This window comes from Aeromicrobium sp. CnD17-E (assembly GCF_024124745.1).
GTDB lineage: Bacteria > Actinomycetota > Actinomycetes > Propionibacteriales > Nocardioidaceae > Aeromicrobium.
This window is the reverse complement of the sequence record NZ_JAMXRU010000039.1, coordinates 12346-27237: the sequence shown is the minus strand read 5'-3', so window position 1 is coordinate 27237 and position 14892 is coordinate 12346. Positions and strand designations below refer to the sequence as shown.

Genomic DNA, 14892 nt, shown 5'->3' with positions numbered 1-14892 from the left:
ACCGCGACGGCCACCGACGTCCCGGCACGGGCGCTGCAGGCGTACGCGTCGGCCACCCTGCGGGCCGGGGTCGAGCTGCCCGGCTGCCGGCTCGGGTGGACGACGCTCGCCGGCATCGGGCACGTCGAGTCGAGCCACGGCGGGAGCACGCTCGCGCCGGACGGTCGCACGAGCGTCGAGGGTCCCGCGCTCGACGGCACCTCCGGCTACGCGGCCATCAGCGAGGGCGGCAACTGGGACCGGGCGCGCGGCCCCCTGCAGTTCATCGCCTCGACGTGGCGGCAGTGGGGCTCCGACGGCGACGGCGACGGTGTCGCGGACGTCGACGACGTCGACGACGCCGCCTGGACCGCCGCGCGCTACCTCTGCGCCTCGGGCGCCGACCTCACCACCCCGGCCGGGTGGACGTCCGCCGTGCACTCCTACAACCACTCCGACGTCTACGTGCGCAGCGTCCTCGCCGCCGCCGACGCCTACGCCGCGCGCTCGGGCGGCTGATTCCCCTCGGATGACGGCATCAGCCGCCACAGGCGGGTCGGTGCGGACGGGGTGGGGGAGGGCGCCGAGGCGGCCGTAGGGTGGGCCGGTGGCCCGCATCGTGCACGTCGACGACCTCGACGACCCCCGTCTCGCCGACTACCTGCACCTGCGCGACGTGCAGATGCGGCTGGCGCACGAGAGCGAGCACGGGATCTACCTGGCCGAGGGGGAGAAGGTCGTGCGGCGGGCCCACGAGGCCGGGCACCAGGCTGCCTCGTTCCTCATGGCACCGCGCTGGCTCGACGGCCTGCGCGACGTCCTCGACGCGAGCGACGCGCCCTGCTTCGTCATGTCGGAGAAGGACGTCGAGCGGGTCACCGGGTTCCACGTGCACCGCGGGGCGCTCTCGGCCGTCCGCCGGCCCGCGCCGGCCGACGTCGACGACGTCCTGGCCGCCGCGCGACGCGTGGTCGTGCTGGAGGACCTGGTGGACCACACGAACGTCGGCGCGATCTTCCGGGTGGCGGCGGCCCTGGGCTTCGACGCCGTCCTGCTGTCGCCGCGCTGCGCCGACCCGTTCTACCGGCGCGCGGTCAAGGTCGCCATGGGCGCGGTGTTCTCGGTCCCGCACGCCCGCGTCGACGACTGGTACGGCACGCCCGCCCTGCTGTCCCGCCACGGATTCACCACCTACGCGATGACGCTGGCCGACGACGCGGTGTCGCTCGAGGACGTGCGCGACGTGCCGGAGCGGCTCGCGCTCGTCGTCGGCTCCGAGGGGCCCGGGCTCACCGACCACTGGCAGCGCAGCAGCGACGTGCGCGTGACGATCCCGATGGCGGCGGGCATCGACAGCCTCAACGTCGCCACCTCGGTCGCCGTCGCCTGCTGGCACCTGCGCTGACGCCCCAGGGTCGTCGACCCCTGGCGAGGCGGGCTCAGTCCTCGATCGCGGCCGGGGTGACCGGCCAGTCGCCGGGGTAGGCGTCGGCCAGCTCCTCGTGCTTCTTGTAGAGCTTCTTGCGGGCCTTCGCCGGCACGCGGTCGCCGAAGACGGTGCCGTGCAGGTGGTCGGTCTCGTGCTGCAGGCAGCGCGCGAGCAGGCCGGTGCCGTGGAACTCGACCGGCTGGCCCTTCTCGTCGACGCCGGTCACGCTGGCGACGTCGGGGCGCGAGCACTCGGTGAAGGCGCCGGGCAGCGAGAGGCAGCCCTCGTCGGCAGTGTCGAGGTTGCGCTCTGCCGCCTCGGGCAGCGTGAGCCGCGGGTTCACGACCACGCCGGTCACGCGGACGTCGTCGTCGTCCGGGCAGTCGAAGACGAACACCTTGAGGTCCACGCCCACCTGGTTGGCCGCCAGCCCCACGCCGTTCGCGGCGTACATCGTCGCGACCATGTCGCGGACGAGCGTCTCGAGCTCCTCGTCGAACGAGGTCACCTCGGTGAGCTCGTGGTGCATGACGGGGGTGCCCCACCGGGTGATGGGACGGACCGATCCGCCGTCGGGCAGGGGACGAGAGCTGGGGTGTGACGCCACCGGCCCAACGTATCGCGGGGCGAATCGCCCCGAGTCGTGGACTCCGCCCTGTGACGTCGGATACCATCGGTACGCGGCACTGCAACTCACAGTTACAGTGGAGTCGTGCACCCCAGCGGTGCCGGCGGGAACCCGTCCCGACCCCCATCACACCAACGTCCCTGCCAAGGAGACACCGTGGCGAACCGACCAGACCCCATGGGCATCGGGCTCGCGGTGCTGAACCGCATCGCGAGCTCGCAGGCCATCGACAAGCTCGGCCTGCGCAAGGCCACCGAGCGCGCCGTCTACCAGGGAGCCAAGTCCGGCTTCCAGCTCGCGGCCAACGCCAACCGCACCTTCAAGCGCGTCAAGGGCTCCGGCACGCCGCAGCGCCTCGGCGCGACGCAGGACAGCGGCCTGTTCGACCTCACGCCGACCGAGGACCAGCAGATGATGGTCGACGTCATCGGCGAGTTCGCCGACGAGGTGCTGCGCCCCGGCGCGGAGGCGGCCGAGAAGGCCGACGACACCCCCAAGGAGGTGCTCGACCAGACCAGCGAGTTCGGGCTCACGCTGCTGAACGTCCCCGAGTCGCTCGGTGGCCTCTCGGAGGAGCGCTCCGTGGTCACCGGCGTCCTGGTCAACGAGGCGCTCGCCTACGGCGACATGGGCCAGGCCGTCGCCTGCCTCGCCCCGGCGTCCGTCGCCACCGCCATCTCGCTGTGGGGCACCGACGAGCAGCAGCAGACCTACCTGCCGGCGTTCACCGGTGACGACGTGCCCGCCGCCGCGCTCGCCGTGGCCGAGTCGCGTCCGCTGTTCGACCCGTTCGAGCTGCAGACCACCGCCACCGCGACCGAGGGCGGCTACCGCCTCACCGGCGTGAAGTCCGCCGTCGTGCGCGGCACGGAGGCCGAGCTGTTCGTGGTCGCCGCGGCGCTCGAGGGCACCCCGCGCCTCTTCGTCGTCGAGTCGAGCACGCCCGGCCTGACCCTCGCCGCCGACCCGTCCATGGGTCTGCGCGCGGCGGGCCTCACCAAGCTGAGCCTCGACGGCGCCGTGGTCCCGGAGACCGCCCTGCTGGGCACCGCCGACGACTACCGCGAGTGCGTGCGGCTGTCGCGCCTGGCGTGGTCGGCGCTCGCGGTCGGCACGGGTCGCGCCGTGCTCGACTACACCAAGGAGTACGTCAAGACCCGCGAGGCGTTCGGCGAGCCGATCGCGCACCGCCAGGCGGTCGCGTTCATGGTCGCCAACATCGCGATCGAGCTCGAGGGCATGCGCCTGGTCACCCTCAAGGCCGCGTCGCGGCACGAGCAGGGTCGCGACGCGTCCCGTGAGGTCGCCCTCGCCCGCAAGCTCGCGGCCGAGTACGGCATGAAGATCGGCACCGACGGCGTCCAGCTGCTCGGTGGTCACGGCTTCGTCAAGGAGCACCCGGTGGAACGGTGGTACCGCGACCTGCGGGCCGTCGGCGTCCTGGAAGGAGCAGTCCTCGTCTGAGGACGGACACGAACATGACGATCAACCTCGACACCCCCAAGAAGTTCCGCGGGTTCATCCAGCAGGCCCACGAGGTCGCTGACAACTTCCTGCGCGCGAACTCCCGCAAGTACGACCTCGCGGAGCACGCCTACCCCAAGGAGCTCGACCTCCTCGCCTCGCTGATCGACGGCATGGGCGACTCGGGCGCCGGGCAGGGTGCCGGTGCTGCCGGCGTCCGCCGCAGCGAGGACGCCTCGGAGAAGGACAAGGGCAAGGTCAAGAACGGCACCAACCTGTCCTCCGTGCTCTCGATCATCGAGATGTGCTGGGGCGACGTCGGCCTGCTGCTCTCGATGCCACGCCAGGGCCTGGGCAACTCCGCGATCGCGTCGGTGGCCACCGACGAGCAGCTGGAGAAGTTCAAGGGCACGTGGGCGGCCATGGCGATCACCGAGCCCGGCTGCGGCTCCGACTCCGCCGCGATCCGCACGACCGCCATCAAGGACGGCGACGAGTACGTGCTCAACGGCGAGAAGATCTACGTGACGTCCGGCGAGCGCGCCGACTCCGTCGTGGTCTGGGCGACGCTCGACCCGAAGCTCGGCCGTGCGGCCATCAAGAGCTTCGTGGTCCCGAAGTCGCTGCCCGGCATCCGGGTCGAGCGGCTCGAGCACAAGCTCGGCATCCGCGCGTCCGACACGGCCGTCATCGTGCTCGACAACTGCCGCGTGCCGGCGGAGAACATCCTCGGCAACGAGGAGATCGACACCAAGCAGGGCTTCGCCGGCGCCATGGCGACGTTCGACAACACCCGTCCGCTCGTCGCCGGCATGGCGGTGGGCTGCGCCCGCGCGGCGCTCGAGCTCACGCGCGAGCTGCTCGAGGACGCCGGCGTCGTCATCGACTACGACCGTCCCGCGACGTCGCAGTCGTACGCGGCGGCGACCTACCTGCAGATGGAGGCCGACTACGAGGCGGCGCTGCTGCTGACCCTCGAGGCGGCGTGGCTGGCGGACAACCGCAAGCCGAACTCCATGGAGGCGTCGATGTCGAAGGCGAAGGCGGGCCGGGCCGGCAACGACATCACCCTGCGGTGCGTCGAGCTGGCCGGCAGCCTCGGCTACAGCGAGGGCGAGCTGCTCGAGAAGTGGTCGCGCGACTCCAAGATCCTCGACATCTTCGAGGGCACCCAGCAGATCCAGCAGCTGATCGTCGCGCGTCGCCTGCTGAACCTGTCGTCGGCGCAGCTGCGCTGAGGACCGGAGAGCATCCGACCGCAGCACCGTGCAGGCCCCGTCACCCCCAGGGTGGCGGGGCCTGCACGCGTCGTCGGTGCGGTGTGGGGCGTACCCCTAGGATGTCGACATGACTGGGCAGCTGCCGCCGGACTTCGACGTCGACTACCAGCTGACGCGGCTCGTCCGCCAGGTCAGGGCTCGGTCGTTGCGCAACCTCGCGACCATCCACGACGAGCTCGACTACAGCACGTTCGTGCTGCTCCTCGCTATCGTCGACGCGACGACGTCGAGCGGTGGCGTGCGCGCGTCGGACCTCGCCGACTCCCTGCACGTCCACAAGTCGACCGTGAGCCGCGCGGTCCGCATGCTGGAGGACGCCGGGCTCGTCGACCGGACCCCGCACCCGGAGGACGGTCGCGCGCACGTGCTGCGGGCCAGCGCCGAGGCCGTGCGTCGCGTCGACGCCTACCGCGAGGACTCCCACGCCGCCCTCGCCCGCGTGATCGAGGACTGGGAGCCCACCGAGCTGCGCACGTTCGCGCAGCTGCTGGCGCGACTCAACGACGCCTTCGGCACTGTGTGAGCCCGGGACGAGCCGCGTAGGTCAGGGCCGCAGGAGCACCTTGACCGCGCGCCGCTCGTCCATCGCGCGGTAGGCCTCGGCGACGTCGTCGAGGCCGAGCTGCAGGTCGAACACGTCGCCCGGGGTGATCGCCCCCGAGACGACGTCGGGCAGCAGCTCGTCGAGGTAGTGACGCACCGGCGCGACACCGCCGGCGAGGCCGGAGTTCGTGCCGAACATGACCGGCACGTTGAGCTCCACGCCGTGGGGGACGCCGACGTAGCCGACGGTGCCTCCGGGACGCAGGCTCTGGAACGCCTGCTTCATCGACTCCTTCGTGCCCACGCACTCCAGGACGCTGTCCGCGCCGATCCCGCCGAGGATCTCCTTGACCTCCGCGGCTCCCTCCTTGCCGCGGGTCGCGACGACGTGGTCGGCGCCGAAGCGCCGCGCCAGCTCCTGGCGGGGCTCGTGGCGCGACATCGCCACGACGGTCTCCGCTCCGAGACGCTTGGCGGCGAGCACCGCGCTCAGGCCGACGGCACCGTCGCCCACGACCGCCACGGTCGAGCCCGGCCCCACGCGGGCGGAGACGGCGGCGTGGTGGCCGGTGGGGAACACGTCGCTGAGCGTCAGCAGGTGGGGGACGAGCGCGTCGTCGACCGGCTGGGGCACGCGCACCAGGGTGCCGTCGGCGAACGGCACGCGGACGAGCTCGGCCTGGGCGCCGTCGTAGCCGCCACCGTTGACGCACGACGTCTGCACGCCCTTGCGGCAGACCGCGCACGTGTTGTCGCTGTACAGGAACGGCGCGATGACGAACTCGCCCACGGCCACGTCGGCCACGGCTGAGCCCACTTGCTCGACCACGCCGACGAACTCATGGCCGATGCGCCGCGGCTCCGCCTGGTCGCCGTTGGCGCCGCGGTAGGGCCAGAGGTCGCTGCCGCACACGCAGGCGGCCACGACGCGCACGACCGCGTCGGTGTCGTCCTGCAGGACCGCGTCGGGCACGGTGTCGAGACGGATGTCGCCGGGGCTGTGGAGGACAGTCGCACGCATACCTCCTTCCTACCAGTGCGACGGTAGGCGTGCTGCTGGCCGCCGTGCGTCGTGCGGGTGCGTCGGTCTGGGCGGTCGTGACCTTGCTGGTGCACTGCCGCAGAGGGTCGTGACCTTGCTGGTGCGCTGCCGCAGGGGTCGTGACCTTGCTGGTGCGTTGCCTCGGGCTTCGCTGTGTCCGGTCTCCGAAAGGCCTCGACCGGGCGGCTGGCATCGGCGCCCGTCAGGGGTCTCGGGCTGTGGGTTGGTGCTGAAGGGGGACGCACGATTCTGCGTTCGTGCGTCGTAGGGCCGAGGATGCTGCGTTTGCCACGGGATCCCGTCATCGACGCAGAAGCGTTCGTGCTCCAGCGCGCGAAGGAAGAATCGTGGGCGCCCTTGGGGGTGGGCTGGGCAGCGCTTCTCCCTTCTCGTGGCACGGTCCACGAGAAGGGAGCATCGTTGCCACGTCCGGCCCGCTCGGCGGTGGATCTTCCACCTGGAGAGCGCTCAGAACGTGGCAGATCCACCGTCCGTCCCGCGCGGGCGCAGATGCCTGCGTCGGACGCGGGCCGCAGCCCCCACGACCCAGGTGTGGAAGGATCGGGACATGACCTCCAAGCCTGAAGTGGACTTCATCGAGGGCCCCGCGCCCACCGAGCTGCAGATCAAGGACATCATCGTCGGCGACGGCCCCGAGGCGGTGCCCGGTGGCGTCGTCGACGTGCACTACGTGGGCGTCGAGTTCGACACCGGCGAGCAGTTCGACGCCTCCTGGGACCGCGGCCAGTCCGCGCGCTTCCCGCTTCCGCAGCTGATCGGCGCCTGGCAGCAGGGCATCCCCGGCATGAAGGTCGGCGGACGTCGTCAGCTGGTGTGCCCGCCCGAGCTGGCCTACGGGCCCGCCGGCGGCGGACACCGTCTGTCGGGCAAGACCCTCGTCTTCATCATCGACCTGCTGGGCGTCGGCTGACCCGAGCGCCCCGAGCCACGACGCCCCCGGACCTTGAGTCCGGGGGCGTCGTCGTGCTCCTGGTTCACACGCGCAGGTCGTCCAGCAGACGGCGCAGCCGCTTGACCGAGACCGGCCGCGCCGTGCCGAGGTTCTGGGCCACCACGCTCACCCGGAGCTCCTCCAGGGCCCAGCGCACCTCCTGCACGTCGGCCGCGGCGCGACGAAGCGGGCTCAGGCCCCCGGTGCGCTCGTGGAACTCCGCCTCGAGCTCGTGCACGTGCACCAGCTGCTCGGTGAGCGGTGTCGTGAGCCGCCGCCGCGCGGTCTCGAGGTAGACGGGCAGGCGGCGCAGCTGCTCCACGCCCAGGTCGCGGACGAAGCCCGGCGCCACCAGCCAGCTCAGCTGGACGCGGACGTCCTCGGCCGGCTCGCCCGTGCCCTGCGGCTGGGCCTGGCCGAGCTTCTCCAGCGACCGCAGGACGTCGCGCAGCACCCCCGCCGTGACGTCGTGCACGTCGGCCCGCGCCCTCCCGCGCAGCGTCTGGAAGGCAGCCTCGTCCCACACCGGACCGCCGTGGCGGACCACCAGGCGGTCGAGGGCAGCGAGCCGCGCGTCGTCGAGCACGGCTGCCGCGTCGCCGTAGGGCGAGGAGGCCAGCAGGAGCTTCTGGCGCAGGTCGAGCGTGCGGCCGAGGGAGGGCGTGGTGGTCGGGGTCGACAGGGCGAGCAGCCGACCTTGGCCGCGCACCATCGCGACCTGCTGCTCCTCGGGGGTGTCGAGCACGCGCAGCGCCACCGACGTCCCCTCGTCGACGAGCGCCGGGTACCCGACGACCTGCCCGGCCGGCACGGTCCGCTCGAGCGTGCCGACGTCCCACGTCGTGATCCCGGTCCGCGCGGCCTCCGCGGCGACCACCTCGAGGTCGCGGCGCACGACGTCCTGCAGCTCCGCACACAGCGCGTCGAGGTCGCGACCCCGTGCCAGCTCGGTGCCGTCGTCGACCACCCGGAACGTCACCTTCAGGTGGTCGGGGACGGCCGACAGGTCGAAGTCGTCGGGCGAGACCAGGGTGCCGGTGCGCTGCCGGATGCCGCGCACCAGCTGGTCGAGCAGCGGACCGGCCGCGGGGTCGAGCTGCTCGACGAGCGCCGCCGCGTGGTCGGGCACCGGCACCAGCTCGCGACGCAGCCGCTTGGGCAGCGAGCGGACCAGCGCCACCACGAGCTCGTCGCGGTGACCGGGCACGTTCCACAGGAACTCGGCCGGGTCGAGGGAGAGGAGGTCGTCGACCGGCACGTCGACGACGACGCCGTCGCTCTCGGTACCGGGCTCGAACGTGTACGTCACGCGGTACTCGGCCGACTCCGACGTCCAGGTCGTCGGGTAGTCACGCTCGAGGTCGCCGACGTCCGCCAGCAGCATCGCCGGGTCGAGGTCGAGCAGGTCCGGTGTCTCGCGCGAGGCCTTCTTCCACCAGCTGTCGAAGTGGCGCACGGAGACGACGTCGGCAGGCACCCGTGCGTCGTAGAACGCGAACAGCGTCTCGTCGTCGACTCGCAGACCCCGGCGTCGGACCCGGTCCTCGACGGCCTCCGCCTCGCGGATCCGCTGGGCGTTGCGCTGCACGAACGCGTGGCGTGTGCGCCACTCGCCCTGCACGAGGGCGTGCCGGACGAACAGCTCGCGGGCCAGGGCGGGGTCGTGGCGGCCGAGCGGGACGAGCCGGTCGACCACCAGCGGCACGCCGTACAGCGTCACCCGCTCCTTCGCCATGGCCGCTCCGCGCCGCGCCGACCAGTGCGGCTCCGCGTACTGGCGCTTCACCAGGTGCGCGGCGGCCTGCTCGACCCACTCGGGCTCGACCTTCGCGACGGTGCGTCCCCACAGCCGACCGGTCTCGACGAGCTCGCCGGCCACGACCCACAGCGGCGGCTTGCGTGCGAGTGCGGACCCCGGGAACACCATGAACCGTGCGCCACGCGCGCCGAGAAACTCCTTGGAGTCGGCCTGCCGGACGCCCACGTGCGACAGCAGACCGCTGAGCAGCGCCCGGTGCACGTCGGCCGGGTCGGCGCCCACCTTCCCCGGCTTCATGCCGAGGTCGCGCACGGTGCGGCGCAGCTGGGCGTGCACGTCCTGCCACTCGCGGATGCGCAGCCAGTGCAGCATCTCGTCGCGGCACAACCGGCGGAAGGCGCTGCTGCTCAGCTCGTCGCGCTTCTCCTGCACGTACTGCCAGAGCACGAGCCAGGACAGGAAGTCCGAGTCGGGACTGCGGAACCGCGCGTGCAGCTGGTCGGCGCGGGCCTGCTGCTCGGCCGGACGCTCGCGCGGGTCCTGGATCGACAGGCCCGCGACGATGACGAGCACGTCGGCCAGGCACCCCTGACGGTCCGCCGCGAGGAGCATGCGGGCCATGCGCGGGTCGACCGGCAGCCGCGACATCGTGCGACCCAGCCGCGTGAGCCGAGGTCGGCGGTCGCGGCCCTCCTGCAGCGCCCCGAGCTCGGTCAGCAGCGCCCGACCGTCGCCCACGGCACGGCGGTCCGGTGCGTCGAGGAACGGGAAGTCCTCGACGTCGCCGAGGTCGAGCGACGCCATCTGCAGCAGCACCGACGCGAGGTTCGTGCGCAGGATCTCCGGGTCGGTGAACTCGGGCCGACCGTCGTGGTCCTCCTCGGCGTAGAGCCGGATGCAGATGCCGTCGGCCACACGGCCGCACCGGCCCGCGCGCTGCGCCGCGCTCGCCCGCGAGACCGGCTCGATCGGCAGCCGCTGGACCTTGAGCCGCTGGCTGTAGCGCGAGATGCGGGCGTAGCCGGTGTCGACGACGTACCGGATGCCGGGCACGGTCAGGGACGTCTCGGCGACGTTCGTGGCCAGCACGATGCGACGACCCGGGTGCGACGCGAAGATCTTCGCCTGGTCCTGCGCGGCGAGCCGGCCGTAGAGCGGCAGGACCTCCGTCTGCCGCCAGCGCAGGCCCTCGAGGTGGGCGGCGGCGTCGCGGATCTCCCGCTCGCCGGACAGGAAGACGAGCACGTCGCCCTCGCGCGGCAGCTCGCGGATCGCGGACTCGATGCCGTCGAGCATGCCGTCGTCCGGGTCGGTCAGCGGCCGGTACCGCACCTCGACCGGGTAGGTGCGCCCGCTCACCTCGATCACCGGCGCACCGTCGAACATCTCCGAGAAGCGCTCGACGTCGATCGTCGCCGACGTGACCACGACCTTGAGGTCGGGACGTCGGGGGAGGAGCTGCTTGAGGTACCCGAGCAGGAAGTCGATCGCGAGGCTGCGCTCGTGGGCCTCGTCGACGATCACGGTGTCGTAGCGCGACAGGTCGCGGTCGTGGTGGATCTCGCTGAGCAGCAGGCCGTCGGTGACCAGCCGGATCTGGGTGCTGTCGCTGGTGCGGTCGTCGAAGCGGACGGCGTAGCCGACCTCCCGCCCGAGCTCGACCTCGCACTCCTCGGCGATGCGGGCCGCGACCGACCGGGCGGCGATGCGTCGAGGCTGGGTGTGCACGATGCGCTCGCGGCCGAGCAGGCGTGCGATCTTCGGGAGCTGGGTGGTCTTGCCCGACCCGGTCTCGCCGGCGACCACCACGACCTGGTGGTCGCGCAGCGCCGCGGCGATGTCGTCGGCGCGGTCGGCGATGGGCAGGCCCGGCGCGACCTCCACCTTCATCGTCGACGTCGTCATCGCAGCCCCAGCCGGTCGCCGAGGAGGAGGACACCGACGAACGCGAACACGTCGAGCAGGGTATGGGCCACCACGAGGGGCGCGAGCCGCCGGGTGCGGTGGTACCAGTAGCCGAACACCAGCCCCATGAGCACGTTGCCGAGCGCCTGGCCGAAGCCCTGGTACAGGTGGTAGCTGCCCCGCAGCAGGGCGCTGGAGACGATGATCGTCGGGGTGCTCCACCCGATCTGACGCAGCCGGGTGAAGAGGTAGCCGATCATCACGACCTCCTCGAGCACGCCGTTCTGGAAGGCGGCGAGGACGAGGACGAGCGCAGTCCACCAGTAGACCTGCTGGGGCACGGTGACGACGTCGGCGGTGACGCCGAGCGCGCGCCCGGCGAGGTAGACGCCGATGCCAGGGAGCCCGATGAGGGCGGTCAGGCCCACGCCGTCGAGGACGGTGCGCAGCCGTCCCGCGCCGGTGAGGCCCAGCCGGCGCAGGACGCCGGGACCGTCGCCGGCCAGCAGGAACAGGGCCAGGCCGACGGGGACGAGCGCGAAGCCGATGCCCAGGAGCTGGTAGGTGACGTCGAGCCACTCGCGGTCGCTCCGCGAGGCGTTGAGGGTCGCGGTCGCGTCGCGCAGCGGTCCGCGGGTGAGCGCGGCGAGCAGGCTGAGCGCGGCGTAGACCGCCGACTGGCCGAGGGACAGGCCGAGGACGAGCCAGACCTCGAGGCGCAGGCGCCGGCCGTCCGGGGCCGCCGCGCCCGTGGCGGGGGTGCTCACAGGTCGTTCGTGGCGAACGTGTCGCACTGGTCGGCGCTGCCGCCGTCGTAGCCGGCGAGGAACCAGCGCTGGCGCTGCTCGCTCGAGCCGTGCGTCCAGGTGTCGGGGTCGACCGTGGCCCCGGCCGAGGCCTGGATGTGGTCGTCGCCGACCGCGGCCGCGGCCGAGAGGGCCGAGCGGACGTCGGACGGGGTCAGGGGCTCGAGCAACGTGGTCCCCTCGGCGTCCTCGGTCGTGGCGGCGTGGTGCGCCCAGACGCCGGCGAGGCAGTCAGCCATCAGCTCCACGCGCACGCCACCGCCGGTCGCGCCGCTGCCGGACTGCGCACGGTCGAGGATCCCGAGGATCTGCTGGACGTGGTGGCCGTACTCGTGCGCGACGACGTACTCCTGCGCGAGCGCGCCGCCGTCGGCCCCGTAGCGGCTCGAGAGCAGGTCGAAGAAGCCGGTGTCGATGTAGATCCGCTCGTCCGACGGGCAGTAGAACGGGCCGGTGCTGCTGGAGGCGGTGCCGCAGGCCGACTGCGTCGCTCCGGAGAAGACGACCGTGCGGGCCTGCCGGTACTGGCGGCCGACGTCGGCGGGCAGCGCGTCGGTCCAGTAGTCCTGGACGCTGTTGACGGTGCCGACCACCCGGCAGACGTCGTCGCGGTTGGCGTCGGCGCCGGTGCGGCACTGGCTGAGGTCGACGGTGGAGTCCTCGCCCGCGGTCTGGACCTGGCTGGTGTCGAAGGGACTCTGACCGCCGGTGAGGGCGCCCGGGTCGACGCCCAGGAAGATCGCGACGAGCGTCACGACGAGGGCGCCGATGCCGCCGCCGACCACGGCACCGCCGCGCACGCGACCGCCAGTGACCTGGCTCGTGTCGAGGCGGGCGTCCTCGTTGAAGCTCATGCGCGGAGTCTACGCAGCGGACGTCACGTCGGCGCTGCGCAGCCGAGCCGCCCGGACTCACCTACGCTCGGGCCGTGAGCACCTCTGTGACCGAGCGCAACGCCGCTGCCGGGCCCGCCCTGTCGTCCGACCCGGCCGCCGACGAGGCCCGTCGCCGTGGGCTGCGCCGCATGCGCGTCGTCGCCACGTCGCTGCTCGTCGTCGCGGCGATCGTCTTCCTCCTGACCCGCGAGCAGGGTGGCGCGTGGGGCTACGTCAACGCTGCGGCCGAGGCCGCGATGGTCGGCGCGATCGCCGACTGGTTCGCCGTGACGGCGCTGTTCCGCCACCCGCTGGGGCTGCCGATCCCGCACACCGCGATCATCCCGCGTCGCAAGGCCTCGCTCGGCGCCAGCCTGCAGGAGTTCGTGACCGAGAACTTCCTGCGCCCGGAGGTCGTGAAGGAGCGCCTGGACTCCGCCGAGCTCACGCGGCGCGCGGGCGTCTGGCTCGCCGAGGGCGACCACGCCGAGCGGCTCGTGCGCGAGGGCTCGAAGATCACCGCGCACGCCCTCACCCGCGTGAAGCGCGACGACGTCGCCGCCCTCGTGCGCGACGCGATCGTGCCGCGGCTCGTGGAGGAGCCGCTCGCGCCGGTGGCCGGCAAGCTGCTCGGCGACGTGCTCGCGGAGCAGGCGCACGTCGGCATGGTCGACCTGGTGCTCGACGAGCTGCACGCGTGGCTGCTCGAGAACGAGGACGAGGTGATGGCGCTGGTGGGGGAGCGTGCCCCCTGGTGGACGCCGCAGTGGGTCGACGAGCGGGTGGGCTCCCGGCTGCACCTCGAGGCGGTCACCTGGGTGCAGGAGATCCGCGACCAGCCCGAGCACCGCGCCCGGCGGGCGCTCGACGGCTGGCTCGGTCGTCTTGTCGACGACCTGCAGTCCGACGAGGCCACGCAGGAGCGTTTCGAGCGGCTCAAGAGCCGGATGCTGAACCAGCCGCAGGTCACGACGACGGGCGTGGCGATCTGGGACGCCCTGCGCCACGCGCTGATCGAGACCCTCCAGGACGAGGACGGCATGCTGCGCCGCCGCGCGCTCCAGGAGCTGCACGCGTTGGCCGACCGGCTCCAGCGCGACACCGACCTGCAGGCGCGTGGCGACCGGGTGGTCGCCGACGCCGGCGCCTACCTCGTCGAGCACTACGGCTCGGAGGTCGCCACGATCATCTCGGCGACCGTCGACCGCTGGGACGGCGTGGAGACCGCGCGCAAGGTCGAGCTGCACGTCGGGCGCGACCTGCAGTTCATCCGGATCAACGGCACCGTCGTCGGCGGGCTCGCCGGGCTGGTGATCCACACGCTCAGCCACCTCGTCTGAGCAGGGGGTGGGGTGCGTGGGTCGCGCAGCACCCCTGGTACAGTTCCTGACTGCACCACGGACCTCCACGAGGTCCACGTCCGGGTGGCGGAATAGGTAGACGCGCTAGCTTGAGGTGCTAGTGCCCGGTTACGGGCATGGGGGTTCAAGTCCCCCCTCGGACACGCTGAGGAGACCGGTCGAGAGGCCGGTCTCCTCGTTTTCGTGGGTGGGGTCGATCCTGGCCGATCGGCGGAGCGGCTCGGGGGTCACCCGGCAGTACGCCGCTCCCGCTCCGCCCGGGCGAGCATCGCCGTGGCCACCGACGCGGTGACCGAGCCGACCACGCCGATGCCGACCACCATGAGCACGACGGCGATGACGCGGCCCTGCGTCGTGACGGGGGAGTAGTCGCCGTAGCCGACGGTCGTGACGGTCACGCACGCCCACCAGAGCGCGTCGCCGAACGACGTGATGGTCGCGCCGGGCGCGTCGCGCTCGGCCTGGAGGACGGCGAGGGAGGCGAGGCCGACCGACGCGACGGCGGTCCCCGACACGTACACCAGCGTGCGCCCGGCGAGGCTGCCCGCGGCGGACCGGTCGAGGATGCGCAGCAGCGCGACGAGGCGCAGCAGCCGCAGCGGGCGGAGCATCGGCACGGCGATGAGCGCGACGTCGTACCAGTGACGCACCGCGTAGTCCCGCCGGTCGTCGGCAAGTCCCAGCCGCACGACGAAGTCCAGGGCGAACGCGGCCCAGACCGTCCAGGACACGGTCTCGAAGAACTCCCGCCACCCCCGGTCCAGGCGTGGGTCCAGGACCGGCCACGCGTAGGCGACCAGGAAGGCCACCGACAGCAGCAGGAGCGGGACCTCGGCACGACGTTCCCAGCGCTCGACTCGAGTCATGGC

Annotated in this window: 13 protein-coding genes and 1 tRNA gene; 8 read left to right on the top strand and 6 right to left on the bottom strand. The window is 72.5% G+C overall.

The genetic code is table 11. From position 1 onward, the window contains the following. Both NH339_RS09445 and NH339_RS09440 read left to right on the top strand, forming a co-directional pair. The coding region (locus tag NH339_RS09445) for a lytic murein transglycosylase (protein ID WP_253024733.1) at positions 1 to 498 on the top strand (498 nt) is incomplete at its 5' end. Between the two features lie 88 nt (positions 499 to 586). Then, positions 587 to 1384, top strand: a complete 798-nt coding sequence (locus tag NH339_RS09440) for an RNA methyltransferase (protein ID WP_253024731.1) — start codon at positions 587 to 589, stop codon at positions 1382 to 1384. 34 nt (positions 1385 to 1418) lie between these two features. Here the strand turns inward: NH339_RS09440 and def are convergent, their stop codons facing one another. Continuing rightward, a complete protein-coding gene (gene def / locus NH339_RS09435) occupies positions 1419 to 2015 on the bottom strand; it encodes a peptide deformylase (RefSeq protein ID WP_309634644.1) in 597 nt (198 codons plus the stop codon). A 177-nt stretch (positions 2016 to 2192) separates the two neighbouring features. Between def and NH339_RS09430 the strand changes: the two genes are divergently transcribed. The 3 genes from NH339_RS09430 (at position 2193) to NH339_RS09420 (ending at position 5303) form a co-directional block, all read left to right on the top strand. Then, complete coding sequence (locus tag NH339_RS09430; protein ID WP_253024729.1) at positions 2193 to 3500, top strand: acyl-CoA dehydrogenase family protein; 1308 nt, start codon at positions 2193 to 2195, stop codon at positions 3498 to 3500. Between the two features lie 14 nt (positions 3501 to 3514). Next, a complete protein-coding gene (locus tag NH339_RS09425) occupies positions 3515 to 4738 on the top strand; it encodes an acyl-CoA dehydrogenase family protein (RefSeq protein WP_067857562.1) in 1224 nt (407 codons plus the stop codon). Between the two features lie 109 nt (positions 4739 to 4847). Next, complete coding sequence (locus tag NH339_RS09420; protein ID WP_253024727.1) at positions 4848 to 5303, top strand: MarR family winged helix-turn-helix transcriptional regulator; 456 nt, start codon at positions 4848 to 4850, stop codon at positions 5301 to 5303. A 21-nt stretch (positions 5304 to 5324) separates the two neighbouring features. On the opposite strand, the gene NH339_RS09415 is transcribed toward NH339_RS09420, so the two are convergent. Continuing rightward, the gene (locus NH339_RS09415) at positions 5325 to 6344 is read right to left on the bottom strand and encodes a zinc-dependent alcohol dehydrogenase family protein (protein WP_253024725.1); all 1020 of its coding nucleotides are present in this window, start codon (positions 6342 to 6344) and stop codon (positions 5325 to 5327) included. 589 nt (positions 6345 to 6933) lie between these two features. On the opposite strand from NH339_RS09415, the gene NH339_RS09410 reads away from it, so the two are divergent. After that, the gene (locus NH339_RS09410) at positions 6934 to 7296 is read left to right on the top strand and encodes an FKBP-type peptidyl-prolyl cis-trans isomerase (protein WP_067857553.1); all 363 of its coding nucleotides are present in this window, start codon (positions 6934 to 6936) and stop codon (positions 7294 to 7296) included. 64 nt (positions 7297 to 7360) lie between these two features. Here the strand turns inward: NH339_RS09410 and hrpA are convergent, their stop codons facing one another. Genes hrpA through NH339_RS09395 form a run of 3 tightly spaced genes read right to left on the bottom strand, consistent with a single transcriptional unit; the run spans position 7361 to position 12641 of the window. Beyond that, the gene (gene hrpA, locus NH339_RS09405; RefSeq protein ID WP_253024723.1) at positions 7361 to 10981 is read right to left on the bottom strand and encodes an ATP-dependent RNA helicase HrpA; all 3621 of its coding nucleotides are present in this window, start codon (positions 10979 to 10981) and stop codon (positions 7361 to 7363) included. Beyond that, complete coding sequence (locus NH339_RS09400) at positions 10978 to 11748, bottom strand: CPBP family intramembrane glutamic endopeptidase (RefSeq protein ID WP_308207055.1); 771 nt, start codon at positions 11746 to 11748, stop codon at positions 10978 to 10980. The genes hrpA and NH339_RS09400 overlap by 4 nt, the downstream gene beginning before the upstream one ends. After that, positions 11745 to 12641 carry a neutral zinc metallopeptidase gene (locus NH339_RS09395; protein WP_253024721.1) on the bottom strand — a complete coding sequence of 299 codons (897 nt, stop codon included), beginning with the start codon at positions 12639 to 12641 and terminating at the stop codon, positions 11745 to 11747. Before NH339_RS09395 ends, NH339_RS09400 begins: the two co-directional genes overlap by 4 nt. Positions 12642 to 12715: 74 nt before the next feature. Here NH339_RS09395 and NH339_RS09390 point away from each other — a divergent pair, with 74 nt between their 5' ends. Both NH339_RS09390 and NH339_RS09385 read left to right on the top strand, forming a co-directional pair. Beyond that, positions 12716 to 14002, top strand: a complete 1287-nt coding sequence (locus tag NH339_RS09390) for a DUF445 domain-containing protein (protein WP_253024719.1) — start codon at positions 12716 to 12718, stop codon at positions 14000 to 14002. Positions 14003 to 14080: 78 nt separating this feature from the next. Continuing rightward, positions 14081 to 14166, top strand: a tRNA-Leu gene (locus NH339_RS09385). 84 nt (positions 14167 to 14250) lie between these two features. On the opposite strand, the gene NH339_RS09380 is transcribed toward NH339_RS09385, so the two are convergent. Then, positions 14251 to 14889: a potassium channel family protein gene (locus NH339_RS09380; RefSeq protein ID WP_253024717.1), complete on the bottom strand. Its 639-nt coding sequence runs from the start codon at positions 14887 to 14889 to the stop codon at positions 14251 to 14253. Positions 14890 to 14892 lie beyond the last annotated feature (3 nt).